Below are 24,584 nucleotides of genomic sequence, written 5' to 3'. Positions count from 1 at the left end.
TAGACTAATTTAATTTGCCGGCTTTCTTCAAGATGTCTTGAGCCTTTTCAAGATAGTGGTGTTCAGTTCTGAAAGCATCAATATCTCCACCGTTGAAGTCATTTAACTTAGCAAGTTTGTCATCTAATTCTGCGAAGTCCTTCTTTAGATCGTTGATAACAGGTTCTTCTTCTTCTTCATAGACGTAGTGGTTTTCGGTTGAATCTTTAGGACCTTCACCTTTGAACTCTTCGATTTTGTCTTCGTCTTTGTCGACTTTTCTTGCGTGCTTAAGAATTGATTTAATATCCTTAATTGTTTCATGTTGAGCGGTGCGATGTTTCTTATCATCAATACTATCTTCAATCTTTGTTAAGTGACTTTCTGCATCTGAAATCTTCTTAGCAATTCTGTCTAATGCTTTCATTTCTCTTTTTGCATAATCTGTCATAACAATATACCTCCTGAAATCTTTCTATTAACTTAATCATCTTTACTATAAAATTTAATACTTATAGTTTCAAGAAAAAGATGTTATTTTATAAAAAAAGCGTATAGGTTTGAAATAACTAATGGTTTGATAAATATATATGTGAACATATTAGATAAAATGATAACACTAGTTACTATAATGTTATTTATAAATCTATGCTTTAATAGTATGTTTTTGCATGCATATAAAGTAGTTTTAAAGGCAAATGATCCTGAAGGTTGGGAAAGAATTAGTCATTTTACTTTTGAGGAAGTACAAGATGATATAGACTTACCAAATAAAATAAAATTATTATCTAATTTAGCCTATTTGTTAGGGATGCAGAGCCTAGAAGAATATCGTTTAATGCTTCCAGTTGCTCTTGATAATGGAGTAAGTCCGGTTGAAGCAAAAGAAGTAGTCTATCAAGCAGTTGATTATTTAGGATTGGGACGTGTGATACCATTTTTTGAAGCAATAAATCAAGTTTTGCTCAATCGTGGTGTTAAATTGCCATTACCTAGTCAAGCTACCACTACTATGAAAAATCGTCTTGAAAAAGGTGAAGAAACTCAAATTAGATTATTTGGATCACAAATGAAAGATTTTGCTAAAAAAGGAACTATTAATAAGTGGTTAATAATTGCTTTGGAGATTATTACACCCGAAATGGCCTAGATGATAAAGAGAGAGAAATGGTAACTTTCTGTTATTTGGCTGCTCAAGGAGGGTGTGAACCACAATTGTTGGCCCACGCCAAGGCTAATGTAGGTCTAGGAAATGATCAACAATTTTTAACTAAGGTTGTTTTAGCTAATGTTCCCTTTATTGGCTATCCTCGTAGCTTAAACGCAATTAATGTGATTAATCAAGTAAAATAGTGAGGCTATTTAATAGCGTTGAAATCATTATGGTTTCAGCGTTTTTTATTGTACCTTCGTGGCTAGATAAATAAAAATATAGTAGAATATATGTTCGAAAGGAGCGGGGACCATGAATACCGATGAATTATTAAGTTATGCTATACGACATTTTGGAAAAAACAGTATTAGTGAAGTTAATGACAATCCTAATTTGGTAGCTTTTAGTTCACCGATTACTAAAAATTGGTTTGCTCTTTTAAATTTAGATCCTAAAAATAAAAGTTTAAACATTAATTGTGGAGATTTTGCAGCAACAATTAAAGACTTACCCGGCTTTTCAGCTTCATCCCTAATAAAAGAAGCTAAGTGGGTTGAAGTTAGCTTAGGGTTAAGTAATCAAAAAATAAAAAAAGCATTGGAATATGCTTTTAAAATCGCTCTCATGTCCAATAAACGACCTAATCCTGAAAAATTAATTTATATTCCTGATACTATTCAAAATGGTGAAGAAAGGGTCTATCAGGAACAAGAATTAAACTTTAAAAATTGGAAAAGGTCATCTAATATACTTCGAAAAGAAGAAAAATCTACAGAAGAAATTAATCTAAATTTTGAAGATACCCAGCTTGTTCCTAAAGAAATAAAAAAGATGATTGAGTCCTATCAATATTCTTTACCAGGATCGGTTCGTAGAGAACAGAATTTTTATTTACAGGGTAAATTAGTGGCTTCATACGAAGATCACTATGAAGGAAAACAATCTTTCTTACGATATTATCCAACTTACCATGACTTAACAGTGGGACAGGCAAGGACGTATTTCACTTGGCGTACGAAAATTAGACAAAATATCTATGAAAAAATTTCAGATTCATATGCTTACATTTATTTGTATGAATTACTAAATGGAATTGGAATTAAGGATCCAGAAGAAGGATTAGATAAGTTAATTACTTTTAATAAAAATTATGCTCAAAAATTTTCACCGGAAATGAGTGCTTATCTTGAAAGATGGATTCGCGATTATATTATTTTTTATAATATAAATAAAACAAATAATACGTTTTTTGTTAAAGAACAGACTAATGACAAAAAGTATGAACAATTGTTATACCCAGATCAATTTTCTAACCACGAAGTTGCAGAAAACTTAATGAAGTTATCTAATTATAAGATTAGCAATTGCCCCTTGTATAAAAAGAGTATAGAAAAATTTGAATATCTTTTAGTTCTAATTTGGCACAAAATTTTAGATTTACGTAATGATGGATTTGATTTTTTTACTAGTTATATTGCTTATAAGAATCAGATGACAATTCAACTATTTTCAGCTGCCGTATTTAATCATCAGCTAGAGCCAAAGACAACTAGCTATGAAATTGATCAAATTAGAAAATATTTTTATGATGAAGAAAAGAATACCTGGTATTGTGAGTCTTACTGGGGATTGACTGGTCAAAAAAGTATTATGGGTAATTTTTTGCATGAAGTAGATCGCGAAATAAGATTATGTTTTAATTTGGGACGAAATTTAAAACCTAGAAAAATAGAAAAGCATTATCTTAAGGCTATTAGGGATGGAATTAAGGAATATCAAATAGAGGAACAAAAATTAAAACAGCCTAAAATTGAATTTAACCTGTCACAGTTATCTACAATTCGAGAGGATGCAGCGGGAACTCGAGACAGTTTATTAACTGAAGAAGAACTTCAAGCTGAGCAAGAAGAAAGGGAGCAAATTGAAGAAACTGTTGTAAACGATGAGCAGGAAGACTATGGGTTGAGCTCAGAAGAAATGGCCACCATAATTTTGCTTTTAAAGGGAAAAGACCTAAACAAATATCTTAAAGAGCATCATTTAATGGCTGCCGTTATAATTGATAACATAAATGAAAAACTTTTTGATGAATTTGGTGATAATGTCATTGAGTTTATAAATGATATACCTACAGTAATTGAAGATTACCAAGAAGATCTAGAAGATATGTTTTTGAAAGGAACAAACTAAAGTATGGCTATTAATAAAAATAGAAAAGTGCCTAAAAGAATAGCTCAAACTATTTTGAATTCTTTAAAAGGTGGAGTAGTACCTAGAATCGGATTACCATACATTACTGTTGGAAGAAAAGCCGAAGTTGAAGCTTTATTACATGATGTAGAGCTAATCAAAGACGGAGGAGCTTCTTTTAGATTTATAGTGGGTCGGTATGGCTCGGGGAAAAGTTTCTTACTTCAAACTATTAGAAATTATGTAATGGATAAAAATTTTGTTGTGGTTGATGGTGATTTATCGCCAGAAAGACGGCTGCAGGGTGGAAAAGGGCAAGGATTAGCAACTTATCGAGAACTAATTCAAAATCTTTCCACCAAAACTAGACCGGAAGGTGGAGCATTAACCTTAATTTTGGATCGCTGGATTAATTCGGTTCAAATGCAGGTTAGAACAGAGACAGGATTAAATGATGATACTCCCGCCTTTGAAGACGCAGTCAATAAGAAAATTTATGCAGTAATTTCTAATCTTTCTGAATTAGTGCACGGGTTTGATTTTGCAAAGTTACTTGAAATGTACTATCAAGCCTATATCAATGATGATGAAGAAACAAAAGCCAAAGTTGTTAAGTGGTTTAGAGGTGAATATGCCAATAAAACACAGGCTAAGAAAGAATTAGGAGTCGATATTGTAATATCTGATGACGATTGGTATGAGTATTTAAAATTATTCGCATCATTTTTTAGACAAGCTGGATATGCGGGCTTGATGATTATGATTGATGAGTTAGTAAATATCTATAAAATCCCGAATAGTATTAGCCGCCAATATAACTATGAAAAGATATTAACAATGTACAACGATGCCTTACAAGGAAAGTCGAAGTATCTTGGAATTATTATGGGTGGAACCCCGCAGGCAATTGAAGATAAGAGACGCGGAGTATATTCATATGAAGCATTGCGCTCACGTCTTGCTAGTGGAAAATTTTCTGAAGCTGGCAATAGAGATATGTATGCACCTGTTATTAAGCTTGATCCTCTTACCCCAGAAGAAATGCTTGTCTTAACTGAAAAACTTGCAGAGATGCATGCTAATCTATATGGGTATGAAAAAACAATTACAGAAGATGATTTACAAAAGTTCATAAAAATTGAATATTCACGTGTGGGAGCATCAACAAATATTACGCCACGTGAGATTATTCGTGATTTTATTGAATTATTAGATATTGTTTGGCAAAATCCAGAGACTGACGTTGAAAAATTACTTAATTCGGATAAGTTTTCTTATGCCGAATCAGAGGCGGTTTCTAATGAAAAGTCTGATGATTTTGCTGAGTTTAGAATTTAAGTGAAAAATGGATATTTTTACACGTTTTGCTCCCTTTATTCAAGATTATATTTATGAACATGGATGGAAAAATCTCCGTTCAATTCAAGTTGGAGCAGCAGAAACTATTTTTAATAGTCGAGATAATGTCTTGCTAGCTGCGTCGACTGCTTCTGGTAAGACGGAGGCTGCATTTTTCCCAATTTTAACTGATCTCTATGAAAATCCTCCTCAATCAGTGGGTGTACTGTACATTTCACCACTAAAAGCATTAATTAATGATCAATATGAACGTTTAAACGAACTTTGTCAGGATGTTGATATTCCTGTATGGCGTTGGCATGGCGAAGTGACCCAGACACAAAAGAGAAAATTACTTAAACATCCCTCTGGTATTTTACAAATCACACCGGAATCTTTAGAGTCATTGATGATTAATAAACATATGGATATTCCTAATTTGTTTCATGATCTGAGATATATTGTAATTGATGAATTGCATTCTTTTTTAAGATCTGACCGTGGAGGACAAACTTTTTGTTTAATCGAGAGATTATCTAAAATGGCCGATGTTGATCCTCGTCGTATTGGACTTTCTGCAACAATTGGTGATACAAAATCTGCGGCTGAATTTTTAGGGGCTGGTTCTAAACATAAAACTACTGTTCCTAAAGTAGAAGGAAGTGGACAAGTTTGGCGGCTATCAATGGAACACTTTTACGATAATGGCCCACAGGCTGATAGTAATGATTTTGATCCCGCGCAACCAGTTTTAGATGAGAAAAGTGATCAAGCTCCAAACACAGCTGATCCATCAATGGCTTATATTTTTGAACATACACGCGGCAAAAAATGTTTAGTCTTCACTAATAGCCGTGAAGAATGTGAAGCAGTTTGTCAGATATTAAGACAATACTGTGAAGTAGAACATGAGCCAGATCGTTTTTTAATTCATCATGGTAATCTATCCGCTGCTTATCGGCAAACTGCTGAAGTAGAAATGAAAGATGAAGATTCTTTGATGACTACTTGTGCTACCGCCACACTTGAATTAGGTATCGATATTGGAAAATTAGAGCGTGCTTTTCAGATTGATGCACCATTTACTGTATCTGGCTTTTTACAAAGGATGGGGAGGACAGGACGTAGAGGCAATCCTTCGGAAATGTGGTTTGTAATGCGCGAATCACATCCTGAGTCCCGTGCGATGCTTCCTGAGATTATTCCATGGTCTTTATTACAAGGGATTGCTTTAGTTCAACTATATTTAGAAGAAAGATGGGTAGAACCTCCTGAACCAAATCGCTTACCATATAGTTTGCTCTACCATCAGACCATGTCTACTTTAGCTTCGAATGGTGAAATGACGCCTGCAGAGCTAGCGTCGCGAGTATTGACACTGCATTATTTTCGGAATGTTAGTCAAGATGATTATCGAGTATTACTTAGACATCTAATTAAAGAAGATCATATTCAGCAAACTGAAAATGGTGGTTTAATTGTAGGTCTAAGTGGTGAACGCATAGTTAATAATTTTAAGTTTTATGCTGTTTTTCAAGAAAATGAAGAATATTCTGTTAAGTCAGAATCAGAAGAGCTGGGAACTATTGTTAAACCGCCGCCCGTTGGGGATAAAATAGCGATAGCGGGCCGTGTGTGGGTAGTAGAAGATGTAGATCGTAAACGACATCAAGTCTATTGCCATCCTGTTAAAGGACGTATTCCGGCATATTTTGGGGATGTTGCAGGAGATATTCAGCCTGAGATTTTACAAAGAATGAATAAAATTTTAACCGAGCAAAAGCAATACCCCTATCTAATGAAGCATGCTATTGCGCGTCTTAAAGAAGTGCGTGATACTGCTAAAACTTCGGGTATGCTAGAAAGTAACTTAATTAACTTAGGTGGAAAAATGTGGTGTCTCTTTCCGTGGACAGGAACATATGCATTTTTAGCTTTAGAAAGATTAATCAAAATTAAGTGTGCTAAGCGAATTGGTTTGCGTGGCTTTAATTCTAGTCGTCCGTATTTTATGCAATTTGCAATGGATGTAAATAAAGAAGAATTTTTGAAAATTTTAGTAGAAGAAGCTAATAAAGATTTTGACCCATTAGAGCTAGTGTATCCAAATGAAGTACCGGTATTTGATAAATATGATGAATATTTACCCGATGAATTAGTGAGAAAAGAATTTGCTCATAGTATTTTAGATATTGAGGAAATGAGAAATTGCGTTAATCAATTGCAATAAAAAAATCCATTCAGTCGTGAGGATTGAATGGATTTTTTTGATTTATTTATCTTCGTAACCCTTTGGGTGACTCTTGTGCCAGTTCCAAGCAGTGGCAATTACGTCATCAACATCTTCATGTTTTGGCTTCCAGCCTAAAACTTTACGAGCTTTGCTTGAGTCAGCAACTAAGGAATCAGGGTCTCCGCCTCTTCTTGCACCAATAGTGTAAGGAATGTCGATACCAGTAACTTTCTTAGCGGCTTCAAGAATTTCTAAGTTAGAGTATCCTTGTGCAGTACCTAAGTTAAAGACATCAGATTTATTAGTGACCATCACGTGCTTAAGAGCTAAGATATGAGCATCAATTAGGTCTTCAACTTGAACGTAGTCACGGACGTTAGTACCATCTTTAGTGTTATAGTCATCCCCAAAAATAGTGAAGTTACCGTCGCCTGCAATAGCACTCTTTAAAATGTTAGGAATCAAGTGAGTTTCAGGTCCGTGATCTTCACCGATTGAACCATCACTTGAAGCACCAGCTACATTGAAGTAACGAAGGGCGATTGACTTAATACCATTAGCCTTGTCAGCCCAGTGCATAATCTTTTCCATCATCATCTTAGTTTCACCATATGGGTTAATTGGATTTAATGGAGTGTCTTCAGTAATTGGTAATTTTTCAGGAATACCATAAGTAGCAGCACTAGAAGAGAAGACTAAATATTTAACTTTAGCATCTTCCATAGCTTGAAGTAGTGAAATCATTCCAGAAACATTATTATCGTAGTATTTCAAAGGTTTCTTAACTGATTCACCAACTAATGAGTAAGCAGCAAAGTGCATTACTGCGTCAATATTTTCATCACGTAAGATTTTGCTTACTAAATTAGTATCTTCAATGTCACCTTGATAGAATTTAGCTCTCTTGTCGACAGCTTTTCTGTGACCAGTGTAGAGAGAATCAAGGACAACAACATCGTTTCCTTCTTCAATTAATTTTCTAACAGCGTGAGAGCCAATGTAACCAGCTCCGCCGATAACTAATACTCGCATTAACGTTACTCCTTTTTAAATAAATAATAACCGAATCAAGTTAATTTTATCATAATAGCTTAGTTTGAAAATTCTGATTTGAAAATTTGTGTATTTTGAAATCCTAAATGATCTATTACTGCAAATTGTATTTCTTTAATCGGTGAAGGAGTGCGCCATACATCATGCCACATTTTAGCAACTTCAATTCCACGAAAGCCAAACGCCCCAGCTCCCCAAGCTCCTAAAATTAATTTATCTACTCTTTCATATTCAGCGATTTTTTTACAAATTCCATTCTTTTTAAGTACTATACAAGCTTTTTCATAAGAAATGTTATTATGTTTGGCGATAGTATAACAAGGAGCAGCACAAGTGATGATGTCTAGTGTATTAACAAGACTTCCGTCTAAATTTGTAAGTACAATATTAGGAGTATAAATAGCACGATGTTCATATAAGTTTTGATTGAGATGCATTTGATTCCATCTATAGTATTGAGAGAATTTGGTTAGAACTTGATAAAAATCTGATTGATGACATAAAACTTCTTCTTGAGCTAGTGCTCCGTGTAAGTAGCCTCCTCCTGGCATGGTGTAATTTGCAAAATTAAGTATAGCCACTTTTGAGTTAGGATCTTTTTCTTTTAGAGATATTCCCGCATGTGCTGAAAAACTTAAAATAGGATATTTATTTCCTCTATCTTTTATTTCTAAGGTATTGGTAAATATCTTACTTTGTATAGCACTATGATTTATCTCAGCCCTATATTTTTTCTCTATTATTTCATTATGCTTTTTTGCCATTTTTATATGTTGTTCTATAATTCCCATTTTTTTACCTATAAATAAAATGATTTTATATAAAAATTTATAAGCATAAAAGATGCAAATTAATATTTTATGTATAAAATAATAGTTAAAAGAATAAACTTGTAAAAAGTAAGAGGAAAATGATATGGAGACAATTAAAAACATAATTATCGGCTTTGGAAAAGGTGGGAAAACTTTAGCTAAGTTTCTAGCACAAAAGGGAGAAGAAGTATTAGTAATTGAAAAATCTAATAAGATGTATGGAGGTACTTGTATTAACATTGCCTGCCTACCTTCAAAAAGATTAATTATTGAAGCAGCTAACGGCGTTTCTTATGTGGATGCGGTAAATGGTAAAAACGAAATGACTGCACAATTGCGGGAGAAAAACTATCATATGCTTGCAGACGAAAAGACTGTAACTGTATTAGATGGAGAAGCGCATTTTATTGCTGATCATGAAATTGAAGTAAAACTTCCTAATGGTAAAAAAGCTCAGTATAAAGGAGACCGTATTTTCATTAATACTGGTGCAGTTCCAGTGATGTTACCAATCCCGGGCTTAAAAGAAAGCAAGTATATCCTTGATTCAACTCAAGCCATGGATGAAAAGAAGATGCCAAAGAATTTAACAATTATTGGAGCGGGATATATTGGATTGGAATTTGCTAGCATGTTTGCAAAATATGGTAGTAAAGTTACAGTGCTTGATCATAATAAGGAATTTTTAGCTCGTGAAGATGAGGATATTAGTAATGCAGTAAGAAAAGATATGGAAGATGCTGGTATTAAGTTTGAACTTGGTGCTGATATTGAAAAAATTACTGATGAAACAAGTAATGCAAAAATTACCTATCAAATAAATGAAGAAAGAAAGACGATTAGTGCAGACCGAATTTTGGTAGCAACTGGTCGTAAACCAAATACTGAAAACTTAGGTTTAGAAAATACCGCGATTGAAACAACTGATCGTGGCGCTATAAAAGTAGATGATTTTCTAAGAACTACTGTGGACAATGTGTGGGCAATCGGGGATGTTAAAGGTGGTCTTCAATTTACCTATATTTCGTTAGATGATTTTAGAATTATTAAAGATCAATTGTTTGGTACAGGTGCTCGCATGGTCAGTGACCGAAAGGTAGTTCCTTATAGTGTATTTATTTCACCCGCCTTGTCTCAAGTTGGTTTAAATGAGAAGCAAGCAAATAGATTAGGAAAAGAATACAAGTTATTTAAGTTGCCCGTTACAGCAATTCCTAAAGCAAAGGTTGCAAAAGATAATAGAGGTTTATTTAAGGCACTCGTTGACCCAGAAACTGAAAAAATTCTAGGGGCTACACTTTATGGAATTGAGTCATATGAATTGATTAATATGATTTCTTTAGCGATGAAGGCCCATTTATCCTATGCGGTTTTAAGAGATCAGATTTATACTCATCCGACAATGTCTGAAGCTTTTAATGACTTATTTAAATAAATTCATTGTGAAAAGCTAAATTTCATGAAAAAAGCATAAATTACTTTTATAATGTAAGTAATTAAAGAAATGAGGAAAAACATGAAATTTAATTCAGTTGAAGATACATATACATTGAATAATGGTGTCAAAATTCCGATTATTGGTTTTGGTACTTGGCAAACTCCAGACGGTGATGTGGCAAAACATGTAGTTGAAGCAGCATTGAATAGTGGCTACAGACATATTGATACTGCTGCAGCTTATGGGAATGAAGAAAGTGTAGGAGAAGGAATTAAGAATAGTGGCATTAACCGCCATGACTTATTTATTACTACTAAACTTTGGAATGCAGATCATGGTTATAAAGAGGCAAAAGCTGCAATTGATAAAAGTTTGCAAAATTTAGGGACAGATTATTTAGATTTATATTTAATTCACTGGCCTAATCCATTGGCTCTTCGAGATCACTGGGCTGAAGCAAATGCAGAAAGCTGGAGAGCCATGGAAGAAGCAGTTAAGGCGGGTAAGATTAGAGCTATTGGAGTTTCTAATTTTAGAAAGCATCACCTAGAGGAATTGCTTAAAACTGCAGAAATAAAACCAGCCGTTAACCAAATTATGCTTAATCCAAGTGATTTACAATCAGATGTAGTGAAAGTAAATGAAGAGTTAGGATTATTAAGTGAAGCATACAGTCCCTTAGGCACTGGTGGTTTGTTAGGAAATGAAGTTGTTAACGAAATAGCTAATGAAGTTGGAAAATCACCGGCTCAAGTTTTAATTCGTTGGTCTCTAGAACACGGATTTTTGCCTTTACCTAAATCAGTTCACGATAAATACATTGCAGCCAATATTGATGTATTTGATTTTGAATTAAATGATGAGCAGATGAGCAAATTAGATAGTTTACATGGAGTTAGCGACTTAGCTACTGATCCAGATACGGCTAACTTTTAATTAAAAGTCGAAGTAGTGGTTACTTCGACTTTTTTATTTGTAAAATTTTACTGATGCTTTACAGGAGAAGAAAATCTTTGTTATAATTCTAGTGTTAATGCTGAATTAGCTCAGTTGGTAGAGCGCTTCCCTCGTAAAGAAGAGGTCGCCAGTTCGATCCTGGCATTCAGCACTCAGGGTATTAACTAAGAGTCTTTCAAATAAAGTTTTAGAAAACTTTATTTGGCAGGCTCTTTTTTACATTAATATTCAATATAACCTAAAAAAGCAGGGCCGGGGGCTCTGCTTTTTAGGTATACTAGTAGAAAAATGAAATGAGTGAGATTATGACTTTAATTTATACACGCTATGCCACTAACGCCGATTTATCAAATATCATGGGTATTATTAATGAAGCAAAAGATTTTCTAAAGCAAAGCGGAAGTAGTCAATGGCAAGGAACCTATCCGGACGAAGATACAATTTTAACTGATATCAAAAATAAAAGTGCCTTGGTTTTAATAGTAGATGATAAGGTGGCTGGCTATGCAGCAAGTGTTGTTGGAATAGAGCCAACTTATCAGAAAATAAATGGAGAGTGGAAAAATACTAACGATGATTATGTTACTTTTCATCGTTTAGCTATTAGCAGTAAGTATCGCGGGATGCATTTAGCTAATTTTATGTTTTCAGATTTGATTTCAATTATGGTAAACCAAGGAATTAAAAACTTTAGAATTGATACATCACGTAAAAATCAAATTATGCAACATTTAGCTTTAAACCATAATTTTATTGAACGTGGGATTATTATGGTTGATGAAGATCCAGAGGATCCTAGTCGTTTAGCCTATGAACTAAATCTATAATTTGATATGTTTGTTCAAAATTACTACTCCAATAATTAGTAATAATATTGCTACTGCATGAATTAAAATTTGCATTGGTTCACCATGCGCAGTAATTAAATTTCTTAAAAGGGCTGTAATTCCTAGACTCATTAAAAAGTTTAAGCTTGTATGACCCATATGCTTTAAGGCTGTCACAATCATAGCCGAAAATTCAAAGAATAAGAAGAAAGTGACTATTTCATCTAAAACTTTCGTAGGTATGTTAATTAAATGATTGCTAATCATAATACGACCTATTACAAATAATTGACTAAACATCAGGATAAGCATTAAAGCTCCTAAAATTTCTAAAGCAATTATGGTAAAAAAGCGTAGAATATTAGCATATTTACTAGCTGTTTTATTAAGTTTCTTCATTATATATGTACCTTTCAATTACAGATAAGAATATTTTTACGCTTTTTAGTTAATTTTTCCAGAGGTGTTGTACGCCTTAATTTCATTAAAGAATGATATCTTTAATATAGAAGAGTCTAAAAATTACTTATGAGGTATTAAAAATGCCGTTTACTTTTTCTGAAATTATTGTTTTATTTTTTACATATTCTGTAATTGGCTGGATATGGGAAACAATCTATTGTTCGATTAAGGATCATCATTATGATTATCGGGGATTTTTGTTTGGGCCTTATTGTCCCGTATATGGCTTTGCAGTAACAACGATTTTAATCTGTACCTATCGGATTCAAAATAATATTTTCCTATTATATGTAGTTGGTGTAATAGTAGCGACAATTTTTGAGTATTTCGCTAGTGTATTTTTACAGTATGTTTTCCATATGAAGTTATGGGACTATTCTCATCTATGGGGAAATATTCAAGGCCGGGTTGCCCCAATTATTTCTTTATTTTGGGGGATAGGGGTAGTCTTTCTTGTAAAAGTTATTCAGCCATTTATTCAAAAGTTAATTACTTGGGAAGAAATAAAAACGCATGGCTATCTTGCTTTAATAATAGTAATTGTGATGGGAACAGACTTTATTCTTACTATCTTTAGTGTAGAGAAACTACATATGAGTACTAAAAGTTGGAATGAGCGTTTAAATACTCGTATGAAATTAGATGAAGGTAAATTAAACCAGGCCTTTGATAAATTAATGGAAACATTATCCTGGAATCAGAAGCGATTCCTTACGAGTTTCCCGCAGTTAAAGTTTACTGATACAAAGAAATTTAACCAATTTAAGAATAGATGGATAAAGAAAAGAAGAGAGAGTTAAGAAAAATGACTCTCTCTTCTTTGTTTTGCTACAGAAAGATTACATCGTTACATTATTGTAACTTAAGGCGCAAATATTACAGGAATGTAACAAGATGAAATATATCCTTAATTTTCTAGGAACTATTCTGCAATATTGGCCATGTATTATATAAGCTGTAAATAGAAATGACGAAATAATGATTCAAATCAAATTTATCAAGGAGAGAATTTAATTTTGGATATGCTTAATAAAAATTTGAAATCTACTTTAACTAAAACTGCTGCGGCTGCTGCCCTTACTTTAGCAGGTGCTGCAATTGTAAATAACACTCAAAACACTGTAAAGGCTGCAGAAGTTACTGTTGGCCAACAAGAAAAAGTTGTTACAATTAACTACCTTCCACACAAGAGCATTGCTGTTTGGAATTCATACGGTCCTGATAAGCAAATGACTGGTCAATACTTACCACATGCAACTGCTTGGAAAGTTATCAGAGCTGCATATGACGATGCTGGTAACAAGTGGTACGATCTTGGTGCAAACCAATGGGTAATGGCTAAGTATACTCGCTTAGGTAAAGATACTGTTGATCCTAATGTTGCTTCAGAATTGTTTACTTCACAAGCAAGTTCATACAATACTGCTGCACAAACTCAAACTACTCAAGGTTCATACTCAGCACCTAAGACTTCTGTAGGTACTTACTCTTCAGTACAAAGTACTCAACCAGCTCAAAGTACACAACAAACTCAACCAGTACAACAACAAGCACAACCTGCACAATCTCAATCAAGTTACACTTCAAATGTATCTGGTTCTGAAGCAGCAGCTAAAGCTTGGATTGCAGGTCGTGAATCAGGTGGTTCATACTCAGCAAGAAATGGTCAATACATTGGTAAGTACCAATTATCAGCATCATACCTTGGTGGAGACTACTCAGCAGCAAACCAAGAACGTGTAGCAGATAACTACGTAAAATCACGTTACGGTTCATGGTCTAACGCTCAAAGCTTCTGGCAAGCAAACGGCTGGTACTAAAAGTTAGTGAATATATATAAAGAGATATCAGTTATGATATCTCTTTTTTTGTACTCATAGTTCGAGAACGGAGAATACATAATTCACTTTTGTGATATTCTCGTCTTATTTCTCACTTAGCCTCTAATAAATCATTAAGGGGGGCAGTAAGACAGAATAGGGCTGATGCATAAGGCATAGTAGTTTTATATAGGAATATTACAAGAAAGCGTGTTCAAGTTACAAATATTACATAAACTGTAACATAAGGCACTTTTATTTAATAATGTGGTAGCATTCATGTCATGGTTTTGACATTTTGAGGCTGTATTATGTAACTTGTAAATTAAATGACTGATAAATATGAAAGGAAGAATTTCTCTTGAAATTTCAATCTATCTTAACTAAGTCACTTGCAGCAGCTGCTCTTACCGCAACTGGTTTGGTAGCTTTAAATTCACAAAATACTAATGACGCACAAGCTGCTACTATTGTTCAAAATGATACTAATGTTGTAACTATTAACAATGCAAACTCTACTGTTGCCGTTTGGGATGGCGTTGAAAATGCCAACTTTACTGGTAAAGAATTAGTACATGGTACTACTTGGAAAGTTATAAGAACTGCTTACGATGTTATGGGTAACAAGTGGTATGATCTTGGTGCAAACCAATGGATCATGGCTAAGTACACTGTAGAAGGCGGAAATGCTGCTAGTGCCCAAGTTGCTACTCCAGTAGCTCCTCAAGCACAAGCTCCTGTACAACAAGTACAACCACAAACTACTGTACAAGCTCCAGTACAACAAAAGCAACAAACTGCTGTACAAGCACAAGCTCCTAAGACTAACTACAACTATAATGTGCAACGTACTTACTCAGCTCCTGTACAACAAAGAACTTACAGCTATGCTCCAGCACAAAAGCAAACTACTCAAGTAGCACAACCTGCTCAAACTCAAGCAACAACTAGCTACACTTCAAACGTATCTGGTTCTGAAGCAGCAGCTAAAGCTTGGATTGCAGGCCGTGAATCAGGTGGTTCATACTCAGCAAGAAATGGTCAATACATTGGTAAGTACCAATTATCAGCATCATACCTTGGTGGAGACTACTCAGCAGCAAACCAAGAACGTGTAGCAGATAACTACGTAAAATCACGTTACGGTTCATGGACTGGTGCTCAAAAGTTCTGGCAAACTAACGGCTGGTACTAAAATATCAACTGAATTATGCTTAAAAAGATCGCCAAAAGGCGATCTTTTTTATGCTCCTAATTAATTTTAAAAATAATAAATATTTTTTAGAGGATTTTGTTGACAGAGGTTCGTATTTATAATATGATATTAATCGTTGAGTGATTAAGTTCATTCAAATAGAGCCAACAAGTAAAAGGCTTGAAGGATGGGTTATAGCCAAGTGGTAAGGCAATGGTTTTTGGTACCATCATGCGCTGGTTCGAATCCAGCTAACCCAATAGATTTGCCAGGTAAAACCTGGCTTTTTTTGTACATAAATTTGGATTGGAAGAGATCATAATGGAAACAAGGCATGGACGTAATTCTTTTTTTGATGGGGGCTTAATTTCTTTTATTGGTTGGCATATCTTAGGAACACTTATTACTGTTTGTACATTAGGGATTTGCTATCCTTGGGCTGTGTGCATGATTTATGGTTGGGAAATTAACCATACTGTAATTGAAGGACACAGGATGAAATTTACTGGAAGTGCCTTTGGATTATTTGGGAATTGGATTAAGTGGCTACTTTTAACTATTATTACAGTCGGCATTTATGGCTTTTGGGTAGGAATAAAAATTCGCGATTGGAAGGCAAAAAATACAATTTTTGTTAACTAATAGAAAAGACTAGAGATGATACAAAAAATGCACCATCTCTAGTCTTTTAATTTACAAAAAATTGTTTTTCATCAAATGGATATTTCATTCCCCAGAATCGGCAGCTCTAATAAAAGAAATTGAGTTGGCTAAAAAGAATAAAATTAAAATTATCGGTATTACTAATAATCCAGATTCTCCGATTGCCTTAAATAGTGATTATCATTTAAGGACCGGGGTAAGACAAACAGTTTTACAAAATCAATATTACTTCTCTCGTGTAGCAGCTTTTACAATTATTGAAGCCTTGTTTTTGTTACTTATTAAAAGAGATGAGAAGCGAATTGAAAAGATTAAGCAGCATGAAAAAATAGTTTCTAGTCAAAAGATATAAAATGAATTTAAAACTTAGGGCAAATGGATTATCCTTAAGGTGTAAGAATTTTTATAGAAAGTTTTATAGAAAGTAGGAATTACAATGAGAAATGTAGCCGTAATTGGTATGGGACATGTTGGTGCGACAGTTGCTTTTACTTTATTTACTCATGGAATTGTTGATAATTTATACTTATTAGATAAAAACCAAGCTAAAGCAGAGGCGGAATATAATGATTTGCGTGATACTTTAGCTAGGAATGATTATCATGTTAATGTGTTTCTAGGTGACTATAGCGATTTAAAGGATGTTGATATTATTGTAACTTCCTTTGGTAATATTGCTGCGACAGTTAAAACTGGAGATAGATTTGGTGAATTTGAAATTAATTCTAAGAATGCTAAGGAAGTAGGAGCTAAAATTAAAGAATCTGGCTTCAAGGGCATCCTAATTAATATTTCAAACCCATGTGACGCTATTTCAACGATCTTGCAAGAAACTACTGGTTTATCTAAAAAACAAGTTTTCGGAACTGGAACTTTCCTAGATACTGCTAGAATGCAAAGAATTGTTGGGGAAGCACTTAATGAAGATCCAAGAAATGTAGCAGGATTTGTTTTAGGTGAACATGGAGCATCCCAATTTACTGCTTGGTCAACTGTCTCAGTTAATGGTAAGTCGGCTAAAGAACTGTTCACAAAAGAACAAGAGGAAAAATTAAGTGCACAACCTAATAAAAATTCGATGAAAGTAGCATTTGGAAAAGGATATACCTCATATGCAATTGCAACTTGTGCTGTTCGCTTAATTCAAGCTGTATTTAGTGATGCCAGATTATTTGCACCAACTTCTGTATATTTAGATGAAGTACAAACATATATTGGATATCCAGCAATTATTGGAAAAGATGGGGTAGAAAAAGTTATTCCACTAGAGTTAACTTCTGAAGAAGATGAAAAGCTAAGGGAATCAGCTGATATCATTAAGAAGCATATCGCTCAATTAAAGTAGGTAATACTAAAATAAAAAATTAGATTTTTTTCTAATTTTTACTTGCTTTTTGCTAGGCAGTTCGTTATTATAATTAAGTAACGTTTCGGAGGCCTAGCGAAGTGGCTAAACGCGGCGGTCTGTAAAACCGCTCTCTCTGAGTTCGGTGGTTCGAATCCACTGGCCTCCATTGCTGAATTTTATTCAGCTGGTTGCATTGAACAACAAGTAAAAGTTCAATCAAATGGGTTATAGCCAAGTGGTAAGGCAATGGTTTTTGGTACCATCATGCGCTGGTTCGAATCCAGCTAACCCAATAGTTCGAAAGAACACCCAACCCGAAAAAAAGGTCATCATATGATGACCTTTTTTGTTATATTGCATTTTTAGTTTATACTTTGTATTTTACCTTTCCAGTTAAGGATACCATCAGAAATGTTAATTAAATTATTATAACCTTTAGATTTTAAAAGTTGGCATACATGATGTGAAAGATCGCCAGACCGACAAATAAAATAGTAGGTCTCATTTTTAGGATCATTGAAGTATTTTAATTCTTCAAAAGGAAGATTATGACTATCAGGAATATGACCTGATGCAAATTCAATTGGTGTTCGTAAATCATATAAATTGATGTTAGAATCTTGTGCTAAAATTTCTGCTAATTGATTTGTAGTAATGTTAATCATAGTTACCTCCATTGATGATTATATTTAAGCAGAGAACATTGAAAATAAAGGGAATAATGTGTGAAATTTTTATGTAGAAAGGATCGATTTGTATGGCGCGTCTTATTAAAGTCAGTGGTCGAGGAGACGGTACTACTTGGAAAAGTGCTCTTAAAGACTTGCAGCCCGATGATGTATTACTGCTTGCTCCTGGATTTTATGAATTAGATCGAGGCTTAGAAGTAAATAATATTACTATCAAGGGGACAGGTAATACTCCCGACGAGACGGTAATTAGTGGCTTTTTTGTGTTAGAGAATAATTGTAACTTTTTTACATTAGAAAATATTGCTCTTCAAACAAAATCAGGCCATAATACTATTTACGTTGAAGATGATGCCGATACCTATCTTACTTTACGTAATACTACCCTTTATGGGGATGAAGATGATATGGCCGCAATTGCTGTAAATGGAAAATGTACATTAGAATTATTTTCAAGTAAAATTTTGAATTCTAGTGTTTCCTTATTTGCACAAGCTGACTTTAGACTTACAATGACCGATTCATTAATTGATTATGATTCTGAAAATTACGCAGCTTTAGGTATTCAGGGAAAAGGGACTGCAATTATTTCTAACAGTATGATTCATGGTAATCTAAGTACATACCCTAATTCAAATGCTGAAGTTGATTTGAATAATACGTCTATTTCCTATGGGTTAATTCATGGGCAGACTTGGGTAAATATGCTCAATTCAACGGTTGAAAAGAACGATGACTCTAGTTTCTATATTTCAGATGATTCATGGGTAAATATTTTACAATCTGAATTTAAAGGCGGCATTTTTCTTGATAAGAATACGAGAACTTTGATTCAAAATAGTAAAATAGACCGTCTAATTGCATGTGATAATGCGAAAGTAACCTTAAACAATTCAACTATTATTAGTCACGCAGATTTTCAAGATAAGGCCACAGCAGATGCAACTAGAGTCGCCTTTTCTGGAAGAGATGATTTTGAGTATTTTTTAGCCTTAAATGGGCAAGCAACTTTAGGAGGACGAGACTTAATTATTAATCCCAATGGGAGTAGGCTTGCAGTCCAGGATGATGCTAAGATTAAATTAAATATTGTTTCAAGTAGTGCTCAAGATTTAGAGGTTGAATGCAATAGGAGACCAAATATTAATATTTTGGGAATGCGTTGGGAAGCAAAGAAGAACAATGACTAATCAGCTAGTTTAAGCTAAAATAAGTGTGGTAGCAGAATGAAGTGAGGGGTTATCATGCAAGAACCGATGTACATTAAAATTCACAACCAAATAAAGCGTGATATTGAAAATAAAAAATATAAAGTTGGAGAGCGGATCCCTGCTGAGCGGCAATTAGCTTCAAAATTCAATGTTTCTAGAATGACATTGCGCCAAGCAATTAAGACATTAGAAGACGAAGGAATCCTAGAGAGACGCTTAGGTAGTGGAACCTATGTCTCTAGTCAAAAGGTTCAAGAGAAAATGTCTGGGATCATGAGTTTTACCGATATAACTCGTTCTAATGGCCAGGTTCCTTCTAGTAAATTACTATCTTATCGTATAACGAAGCCATCGTTATCTGAAAAAGAAAAGCTAAAAATTCAAGATACAGATAACGTATTAAGAATGGAACGTGTTCGTTTTGCAGATAATGTGCCGATTTGTTATGAAGTGGCTACAATTCCTTATGAATTAGTTTCCCGTTTTTCTAAAGATGAAATTTCAAGTAGTTTATATCAAACGCTTGAAGAAAAGGGTGGCTATAAGATTGGGAGCGTTGTAGAAAATATTGGTGCAGCTGTTGCTAATGAAAATGAGGCTCGTTTATTGTCAGTTAAAAAGGGGGAGCCATTAGTAACTAGACGCCAGGTGACTGAACTCAGTAATCATTATCCTTTTGAATATGTTCGTGCATCATATGTGGCCGAAAGATTTGAATTTACATTTGAAAAATAAAAAATGCATAATGCAGTTTGATTTTGTGATATGAACTACATTATGCATTTTTTATTTCAAGTCTTTTTTGATTTGTGTCGTAGAAATTCCAGGAGTTCTTTCAAGGTATTCAACTTTACAATAAGGTTTTAGAAAATCGAATTTTCCTTCCCAGTCATTACCCATTACGAAAGTATCAATATCATATTTTTGTACATCATTAATTTTTTGATCCCAGTTTTCTTCTGGAATAACTTTATCTACATATCTAATTGCTTCTAGAATATATTTTCTTTCAGCATAGCTATTATAGGCTTGCTTGTGTTTGCTAAATTCATTAAATTCGTCTGTTGACAGACCTACGATTAAATAATCGCCTAAGGCGCGAGCTCTTTTTAGAAGACGAATGTGACCATAATGCAGTAGATCAAAGGTTCCGTAGGTAATAATTTTTTTCATAATAAATACTCCCTTATAATAGTTACTATTCTAGCAGAAGTATAAAAAAGTGAAACTTTTATATTGAAAAAGTTCCTACAGCTTTTTTGTTAAAATAATAAGTAAAGATATTATTTCACATAGAAATGGTTAAAAAGTAGAGAATGAGTAAAGTTAATATTTTAGGAATTGAATTTGATAACTATTCTTTAGAAGAATTTAAAGATAGATTGATTAGTAGGTTAAATAATATGTTATCAACCATGGTAGTAACAGCTAATCCCGAAATTGTAATGGCAGCTAATAAAGATCCAAAATTTATGAACCTTATTACTAAGAATGCGGATTTGATTACACCTGATGGAATTGGAATTGTCTTAGGTGGAAAAATATTAAAAAAACCGCTTAAAGAACGAGTAACAGGGTATGATCTATTTACTTGGCTGCTACAGGTAGGAAACTTAAGAAAATTGCGAGTATATTTAATTGGTGCAAAGCCTGAAGTAATGCGAATTACCAAAGAAAAGATTGCTCGTGAGTATCCAGGAATTGAATTAGTCGGAGCAGAAGATGGCTATTTTAAGGATGATCTAAAGACGGTAGCTAAAAGAATTGAAGAATCAAGTCCTGATATGGTTTTTGCAGCAATTGGTTTTCCAAGACAAGAAGAGCTGATCTCCATCCTACGTCAGGCAAAAGTGCCTGCAATTATGATGGGAGTGGGCGGAAGTTTTGATGTTTTTTCTGGCGTAGTCAAACGTGCTCCAGAAGTATTTCAAAAAACGCATCTTGAATGGTTCTATCGCTTAATTACTAATCCAACTCGTTTTAAGCGCATGCTCGCATTGCCAGAATTTGTAGTTGAAGTTGAAAAATCAAAGAAAGAAAATAAGGGAAAGAATTAATTAAATGAAAGTTTTACATATTAATGCTGGTTTAGAAAAAGGTGGGGGACGGTCTCATATTGTTAATTTGTTGACAGAAGCAAAAAGACAAAATGTGGATTTTGAGCTTTTAACTTTAGCAGATGGACCTGTAGCAAAAGCTGCTAAAAAAGCAAAAATTAAAACAACCATTTTAGGAGCACAAAGCCGTTATGACCTAAGTGTTTTAAAGCGTCTTACGAGGTTTATCAATGAGGGGAATTTTGATATAGTCCATACTCATGGAGCAAGAGCTAATCTGTTTGTCTCAATGATTAAAAAGCAAATCAAAGCAAAGTGGATTATTACCGTTCATTCTGATCCTTTAAAGGATTTTGAAGGTCGAGGAATGATTGGAAATATTTTTACTAAATTAAATATCATGGCTTTAAAAAAAGCAGATGGTATCTTTGCAATTACCCAGAACTTTTCTAACCTTCTAGTTGAAAAAGTAGGTATTCCGAAAACAAAAATTTGCGTAATTTATAATGGGATTTTTTTCCATCAAAATAAGGATGTTCCTAAAAAATATGCTCATCCCTATTTCAATATTATTAATGTTGGTCGAGCTGAAAAAGTTAAGGGACAAGATTTGCTTTTAAAGGCAATAAAAAATCTCAATGATCAAAATATTCGCTTGCATATTGTAGGCGATGGCAGTGAATTAAATAATTTAAGAGCATTAGCACGAGACTTAGGAATTAGTTCGCAAGTAACTTTTCATGGTTTTTTGACTCATCAAGAGACTAGAAAGTTATATCAAAAGATGGATTTGGCAGTTTTAACATCTTATTCAGAAAGTTTCCCCCTTGTCTTATTAGAGGCTAGTGATAATTTAGTACCAATTTTGTCAACTGATGTTGGTGATATTGAGAAGATGATTCCTAATGAAGAGTATGGTTTTGTTGCTAAAATTGGAGATATAGACAGCATTAGTGAAAAAATAAGACAAGCTACGGCTAGGAGCAAGACAGATCTCATGGCTATGGCTGAAAAAGAAAAGACATATCTGATGCACGCTTTTTCAATGAAAAACCAATTAGTAGCAATCGAAAATTATTACAAACTTGTTTTAGGTGAAAATAGTGGAAAATTATCATAAAAGCAAGATTTTAGCAATTTTAATTGGAATTCTCCCTTTAATTTTTGAATTTAGTAGCAATATTTGGAAGGGTGATAATGGCTTTTTCATTGTTAGTGCTGCTTATGGATTAATATTGCTCTTATTAGCTTTATCAGTTCCTCTTGAAGATTTAGATCAATGGTTTTTAGAAAAAACTTTGAGTCTTCTTTCAGTTTTTTTAGCGTTAGCAGTGGTTCTAAATAATCTTGATATCTTCCCTTTATCAGAAATTGGTGCTTTATATCAATTGACAATTATCTCTTACATGGGGATTTTATATTTTTTAGATCGACACTTTAATGCAAAGAACTTAGTATTACTATTACTTAATTTAAATATTTTAGCTCAATTATCAATCAAAGCAGGTACTTTGCTAATTTTAATTATTTCAGTTTTGACTTTTGTCTTTTATCTGATTAGAGTTGTGGTTACTTTTAGTGAACAATTACGTCCTTTTTTATTGTGTGTTTACTTGATTGTTCTACTTATTTCTCTAGTTTGGTATGTACCTGAATTGCCTGATTTTGTTTTAAAAAATCTTTCTTGGAGTATTGGTTCAATCATCTTATTAATAGAAATAATTGGATCAATATTTTATTTGAAAGTTAAGGGTCATTTAAGGCCTACTAGTCATCTAATTGTCGGGATAATAATATTTTTAATTATTAACGAAATAAGTATGCTTGTTGCTGAGTCAAATGTGCTTAATACGAGTTATTTAGTTTTAATCTTTATTTTGTCTTTATCTATTGTTAATATCTTTGGAAATATTAGTTTAGGGAAGAAACAAGTAAAAATTTCTGTCCTCATCCCGGCTTATAACAGCGCAAAGACGATTGTTGAAGCCCTAGAATCAATAAAAAATCAAACCTATCAAAATTGGGAGATTATTTTAATTAATGATGGATCACAGGACGAAACAGAAGAAATTTTAAGACGATACTTAGGAAATACAAAACTACCTCTTAAATATACTAAGCAAACTCATCATAATTATTTTAAGGCTATTAGACACGGACTGAAGTATGCGAGTGGAGAAATAATTTTTGTTTTAGATGCCGATAAAATTCTATTCAATCAAAATGTTTTTTACCGTGCTGTTAGCACGATTCTTGGTGAAAAATGTGACGGAATGTTTGTTGGAATTAGAGCTATGTATCAGCGCTTAAAAGATGGTAAATTTCATTTAGTTAGACCTTATTATCGAAACGAAGTTAGTCTAATAAAAACCGCCCTGGGACTTGGAAAAAATATTTATACTAATTATGCTTTTTGGCGAAGAGAGACATTTGAGACCAGCGTATATGAAAATTATTTAATTAATGGGATGCCCGTTTGGTATAATGCAGAAAATAATTTAGGATTAAGAGTAGTAAATGGTAATTTTGTTGGATTAAAATATCGGGTTTCCAAAAAAGTAAATTTAGGTGATAATTCTCTAAAACAAAATAATTCTAAAACTTTATTTGAATTATCTACAAATTTGAGGACTTTGCATCATATTGTAAGCCGGATAAATGTGCCGGCCTATTCCACACAAGCGACTTTATACAATTTAATTAATCGGCTTCATATTGCTTCTTTATATCCATCAATTTTTAAACAAGGCCAAACTTCTTTAAAGGAAATCACGCCTCTAGTTGTTAAAAATATTAAAGATTCTGAATTGGATAATGTATATTTGAAAACAATTGTTGATTTTAGAAATAATTTTGACCCTCAAAAAACTGCAAAAATTGTTATTCCCAAAGGTACAAAAATATATTGGGGAACAGAAATTGATGAGTTTAGTAATAAGTTGTCAAAAAATATGTTAGATCAGTTTTATTACGATTTAATGAAAATAATTAGTCAAGGAACTACTATTTACAAAATTAAAAAAGATGATCAGAAAAAGTTAGAACAGATCCTAGATTTTTTTACAATTAGGGATTATGTAAGAATAATAAGTAATTAAAATATCAAAAAGAGGCATCAAATTTGATGTCTCTTTTTGATATCTGCTCTTGTTTGATTAT

At 33.4% G+C, this 24,584-nt stretch carries 22 protein-coding genes, 4 tRNA genes and 2 pseudogenes; 22 read left to right on the top strand and 6 right to left on the bottom strand.

Annotated elements, in window-relative coordinates:
- Nucleotides 1-4: 4 nt before the first annotated feature.
- Nucleotides 5-430, bottom strand: coding sequence for a hypothetical protein (locus H0I41_RS07645; protein ID WP_004897911.1), 426 nt, complete (start codon nucleotides 428-430; stop codon nucleotides 5-7).
- A gap of 210 nt (nucleotides 431-640) precedes the next feature.
- Between H0I41_RS07645 and H0I41_RS07640 the strand changes: the two are divergent.
- From H0I41_RS07640 to H0I41_RS07625, 4 genes and pseudogenes are all read left to right on the top strand, one after another.
- Nucleotides 641-1,332, top strand: a pseudogene (locus H0I41_RS07640) (carboxymuconolactone decarboxylase family protein).
- Nucleotides 1,333-1,444: 112 nt separating this feature from the next.
- Complete coding sequence (locus tag H0I41_RS07635; RefSeq protein WP_004897908.1) at nucleotides 1,445-3,322, top strand: TerB N- and C- terminal domain-containing protein; 1,878 nt, start codon at nucleotides 1,445-1,447, stop codon at nucleotides 3,320-3,322.
- A 3-nt stretch (nucleotides 3,323-3,325) separates the two neighbouring features.
- A complete protein-coding gene (locus H0I41_RS07630; protein ID WP_004897907.1) occupies nucleotides 3,326-4,660 on the top strand; it encodes an ATP-binding protein in 1,335 nt (444 codons plus the stop codon).
- A gap of 7 nt (nucleotides 4,661-4,667) precedes the next feature.
- Nucleotides 4,668-6,890, top strand: coding sequence for a DEAD/DEAH box helicase (locus tag H0I41_RS07625; RefSeq protein WP_135014322.1), 2,223 nt, complete (start codon nucleotides 4,668-4,670; stop codon nucleotides 6,888-6,890).
- A 42-nt stretch (nucleotides 6,891-6,932) separates the two neighbouring features.
- Here the strand turns inward: H0I41_RS07625 and galE are convergent, their stop codons facing one another.
- Nucleotides 6,933-7,925: a UDP-glucose 4-epimerase GalE gene (gene galE / locus H0I41_RS07620; protein WP_135014323.1), complete on the bottom strand. Its 993-nt coding sequence runs from the start codon at nucleotides 7,923-7,925 to the stop codon at nucleotides 6,933-6,935.
- 59 nt (nucleotides 7,926-7,984) lie between these two features.
- Nucleotides 7,985-8,737, bottom strand: coding sequence for a TIGR02452 family protein (locus H0I41_RS07615; RefSeq protein ID WP_135014324.1), 753 nt, complete (start codon nucleotides 8,735-8,737; stop codon nucleotides 7,985-7,987).
- 124 nt (nucleotides 8,738-8,861) lie between these two features.
- Between H0I41_RS07615 and H0I41_RS07610 the strand changes: the two genes are divergently transcribed.
- The 4 genes from H0I41_RS07610 to H0I41_RS07595 all read left to right on the top strand — a co-directional run bounded on the left by H0I41_RS07610 (nucleotide 8,862) and on the right by H0I41_RS07595 (nucleotide 11,980).
- Nucleotides 8,862-10,193, top strand: coding sequence for an FAD-dependent oxidoreductase (locus H0I41_RS07610; protein WP_135014325.1), 1,332 nt, complete (start codon nucleotides 8,862-8,864; stop codon nucleotides 10,191-10,193).
- 81 nt (nucleotides 10,194-10,274) lie between these two features.
- Nucleotides 10,275-11,132: an aldo/keto reductase gene (locus H0I41_RS07605; protein ID WP_011162426.1), complete on the top strand. Its 858-nt coding sequence runs from the start codon at nucleotides 10,275-10,277 to the stop codon at nucleotides 11,130-11,132.
- A gap of 99 nt (nucleotides 11,133-11,231) precedes the next feature.
- Nucleotides 11,232-11,304 (top strand) — tRNA-Thr (locus tag H0I41_RS07600).
- 154 nt (nucleotides 11,305-11,458) lie between these two features.
- Nucleotides 11,459-11,980, top strand: coding sequence for a GNAT family N-acetyltransferase (locus H0I41_RS07595; RefSeq protein WP_135014343.1), 522 nt, complete (start codon nucleotides 11,459-11,461; stop codon nucleotides 11,978-11,980).
- Here the strand turns inward: H0I41_RS07595 and psiE are convergent.
- A complete protein-coding gene (gene psiE / locus H0I41_RS07590) occupies nucleotides 11,975-12,379 on the bottom strand; it encodes a phosphate-starvation-inducible protein PsiE (protein WP_011162417.1) in 405 nt (134 codons plus the stop codon). The two genes, H0I41_RS07595 and psiE, sit on opposite strands and share 6 nt — an antisense overlap.
- 143 nt (nucleotides 12,380-12,522) lie before the next feature.
- Between psiE and H0I41_RS07585 the strand changes: the two genes are divergently transcribed.
- The 9 genes and pseudogenes from H0I41_RS07585 (at nucleotide 12,523) to H0I41_RS07545 (ending at nucleotide 17,761) form a co-directional block, all read left to right on the top strand.
- On the top strand, nucleotides 12,523-13,242 hold the full coding sequence (locus tag H0I41_RS07585) for a putative ABC transporter permease (RefSeq protein ID WP_011162416.1): 720 nt from the start codon (nucleotides 12,523-12,525) through the stop codon (nucleotides 13,240-13,242).
- 222 nt (nucleotides 13,243-13,464) lie between these two features.
- Nucleotides 13,465-14,262 carry an aggregation-promoting factor gene (apf, locus tag H0I41_RS07580; protein ID WP_041818626.1) on the top strand — a complete coding sequence of 266 codons (798 nt, stop codon included), beginning with the start codon at nucleotides 13,465-13,467 and terminating at the stop codon, nucleotides 14,260-14,262.
- Between the two features lie 361 nt (nucleotides 14,263-14,623).
- Nucleotides 14,624-15,457, top strand: a complete 834-nt coding sequence (gene apf, locus H0I41_RS07575; RefSeq protein ID WP_135014326.1) for an aggregation-promoting factor — start codon at nucleotides 14,624-14,626, stop codon at nucleotides 15,455-15,457.
- A gap of 188 nt (nucleotides 15,458-15,645) precedes the next feature.
- Nucleotides 15,646-15,717, top strand: a tRNA-Gln gene (locus tag H0I41_RS07570).
- Between the two features lie 61 nt (nucleotides 15,718-15,778).
- Nucleotides 15,779-16,099, top strand: a complete 321-nt coding sequence (locus tag H0I41_RS07565) for a DUF898 family protein (protein ID WP_004897883.1) — start codon at nucleotides 15,779-15,781, stop codon at nucleotides 16,097-16,099.
- A 79-nt stretch (nucleotides 16,100-16,178) separates the two neighbouring features.
- A pseudogene (locus tag H0I41_RS07560) lies at nucleotides 16,179-16,472 on the top strand (SIS domain-containing protein); the annotation flags it as partial.
- 84 nt (nucleotides 16,473-16,556) lie between these two features.
- Nucleotides 16,557-17,465 (top strand): L-lactate dehydrogenase, encoded by a 909-nt coding sequence (locus tag H0I41_RS07555; RefSeq protein ID WP_004893431.1) that lies wholly within the window; start codon nucleotides 16,557-16,559, stop codon nucleotides 17,463-17,465.
- A gap of 87 nt (nucleotides 17,466-17,552) precedes the next feature.
- A tRNA-Tyr gene (locus H0I41_RS07550) sits at nucleotides 17,553-17,634 on the top strand.
- Between the two features lie 55 nt (nucleotides 17,635-17,689).
- A tRNA-Gln gene (locus tag H0I41_RS07545) sits at nucleotides 17,690-17,761 on the top strand.
- 69 nt (nucleotides 17,762-17,830) lie between these two features.
- Here H0I41_RS07545 and H0I41_RS07540 read toward each other — a convergent pair.
- A complete protein-coding gene (locus H0I41_RS07540; RefSeq protein ID WP_004897881.1) occupies nucleotides 17,831-18,133 on the bottom strand; it encodes a rhodanese-like domain-containing protein in 303 nt (100 codons plus the stop codon).
- A gap of 92 nt (nucleotides 18,134-18,225) precedes the next feature.
- Between H0I41_RS07540 and H0I41_RS07535 the strand changes: the two genes are divergently transcribed.
- Both H0I41_RS07535 and H0I41_RS07530 read left to right on the top strand, forming a co-directional pair.
- On the top strand, nucleotides 18,226-19,347 hold the full coding sequence (locus H0I41_RS07535; RefSeq protein ID WP_023599900.1) for a hypothetical protein: 1,122 nt from the start codon (nucleotides 18,226-18,228) through the stop codon (nucleotides 19,345-19,347).
- 54 nt (nucleotides 19,348-19,401) lie between these two features.
- Entirely contained in the window at nucleotides 19,402-20,103 is a 702-nt protein-coding gene (locus tag H0I41_RS07530; RefSeq protein WP_004893439.1) for a GntR family transcriptional regulator, read from the top strand.
- Between the two features lie 51 nt (nucleotides 20,104-20,154).
- On the opposite strand, the gene tagD is transcribed toward H0I41_RS07530, so the two are convergent.
- Nucleotides 20,155-20,541: a glycerol-3-phosphate cytidylyltransferase gene (gene tagD, locus H0I41_RS07525; RefSeq protein ID WP_004893441.1), complete on the bottom strand. Its 387-nt coding sequence runs from the start codon at nucleotides 20,539-20,541 to the stop codon at nucleotides 20,155-20,157.
- Between the two features lie 143 nt (nucleotides 20,542-20,684).
- Here tagD and H0I41_RS07520 point away from each other — a divergent pair, with 143 nt between their 5' ends.
- The 3 genes from H0I41_RS07520 to H0I41_RS07510 are packed head-to-tail and all read left to right on the top strand — an operon-like array spanning nucleotide 20,685 to nucleotide 24,523.
- The gene (locus H0I41_RS07520) at nucleotides 20,685-21,425 is read left to right on the top strand and encodes a WecB/TagA/CpsF family glycosyltransferase (RefSeq protein WP_011162412.1); all 741 of its coding nucleotides are present in this window, start codon (nucleotides 20,685-20,687) and stop codon (nucleotides 21,423-21,425) included.
- Nucleotides 21,426-21,429: 4 nt separating this feature from the next.
- The gene (locus H0I41_RS07515; protein WP_011162411.1) at nucleotides 21,430-22,545 is read left to right on the top strand and encodes a glycosyltransferase; all 1,116 of its coding nucleotides are present in this window, start codon (nucleotides 21,430-21,432) and stop codon (nucleotides 22,543-22,545) included.
- Nucleotides 22,529-24,523 (top strand): glycosyltransferase family 2 protein, encoded by a 1,995-nt coding sequence (locus H0I41_RS07510; protein WP_135014327.1) that lies wholly within the window; start codon nucleotides 22,529-22,531, stop codon nucleotides 24,521-24,523. The genes H0I41_RS07515 and H0I41_RS07510 overlap by 17 nt, the downstream gene beginning before the upstream one ends.
- Nucleotides 24,524-24,584: the final 61 nt, after the last annotated feature.

The organism is Lactobacillus johnsonii, assembly GCF_014058685.1.
Lineage (GTDB): Bacteria > Bacillota > Bacilli > Lactobacillales > Lactobacillaceae > Lactobacillus.
The sequence above is the reverse complement of the archived record's forward strand: the minus strand, read 5'-3'. Positions and strand labels throughout refer to the sequence as shown.

What these genes read in the sequence shown, in the direction of transcription:
- H0I41_RS07585 (WP_011162416.1), top strand. Translation starts at nt 12,523, where the DNA reads ATGCCGTTTACTTTTTCTGAAATTATTGTTTTATTTTTTACATATTCT.
- H0I41_RS07530 (WP_004893439.1), top strand. Translation starts at nt 19,402, where the DNA reads ATGCAAGAACCGATGTACATTAAAATTCACAACCAAATAAAGCGTGAT.
- H0I41_RS07555 (WP_004893431.1), top strand. Translation starts at nt 16,557, where the DNA reads ATGAGAAATGTAGCCGTAATTGGTATGGGACATGTTGGTGCGACAGTT.
- H0I41_RS07610 (WP_135014325.1), top strand. Translation starts at nt 8,862, where the DNA reads ATGGAGACAATTAAAAACATAATTATCGGCTTTGGAAAAGGTGGGAAA.
- H0I41_RS07535 (WP_023599900.1), top strand. Translation starts at nt 18,226, where the DNA reads ATGGCGCGTCTTATTAAAGTCAGTGGTCGAGGAGACGGTACTACTTGG.
- H0I41_RS07625 (WP_135014322.1), top strand. Translation starts at nt 4,668, where the DNA reads ATGGATATTTTTACACGTTTTGCTCCCTTTATTCAAGATTATATTTAT.
- H0I41_RS07565 (WP_004897883.1), top strand. Translation starts at nt 15,779, where the DNA reads ATGGAAACAAGGCATGGACGTAATTCTTTTTTTGATGGGGGCTTAATT.
- H0I41_RS07630 (WP_004897907.1), top strand. Translation starts at nt 3,326, where the DNA reads ATGGCTATTAATAAAAATAGAAAAGTGCCTAAAAGAATAGCTCAAACT.
- galE (WP_135014323.1), bottom strand. Translation starts at nt 7,925, where the DNA reads ATGCGAGTATTAGTTATCGGCGGAGCTGGTTACATTGGCTCTCACGCT.
- H0I41_RS07615 (WP_135014324.1), bottom strand. Translation starts at nt 8,737, where the DNA reads ATGGGAATTATAGAACAACATATAAAAATGGCAAAAAAGCATAATGAA.
- tagD (WP_004893441.1), bottom strand. Translation starts at nt 20,541, where the DNA reads ATGAAAAAAATTATTACCTACGGAACCTTTGATCTACTGCATTATGGT.
- H0I41_RS07515 (WP_011162411.1), top strand. Translation starts at nt 21,430, where the DNA reads ATGAAAGTTTTACATATTAATGCTGGTTTAGAAAAAGGTGGGGGACGG.
- H0I41_RS07595 (WP_135014343.1), top strand. Translation starts at nt 11,459, where the DNA reads ATGACTTTAATTTATACACGCTATGCCACTAACGCCGATTTATCAAAT.
- H0I41_RS07645 (WP_004897911.1), bottom strand. Translation starts at nt 430, where the DNA reads ATGACAGATTATGCAAAAAGAGAAATGAAAGCATTAGACAGAATTGCT.
- H0I41_RS07635 (WP_004897908.1), top strand. Translation starts at nt 1,445, where the DNA reads ATGAATACCGATGAATTATTAAGTTATGCTATACGACATTTTGGAAAA.
- psiE (WP_011162417.1), bottom strand. Translation starts at nt 12,379, where the DNA reads ATGAAGAAACTTAATAAAACAGCTAGTAAATATGCTAATATTCTACGC.
- H0I41_RS07520 (WP_011162412.1), top strand. Translation starts at nt 20,685, where the DNA reads ATGAGTAAAGTTAATATTTTAGGAATTGAATTTGATAACTATTCTTTA.
- H0I41_RS07605 (WP_011162426.1), top strand. Translation starts at nt 10,275, where the DNA reads ATGAAATTTAATTCAGTTGAAGATACATATACATTGAATAATGGTGTC.
- apf (WP_041818626.1), top strand. Translation starts at nt 13,465, where the DNA reads ATGCTTAATAAAAATTTGAAATCTACTTTAACTAAAACTGCTGCGGCT.
- H0I41_RS07540 (WP_004897881.1), bottom strand. Translation starts at nt 18,133, where the DNA reads ATGATTAACATTACTACAAATCAATTAGCAGAAATTTTAGCACAAGAT.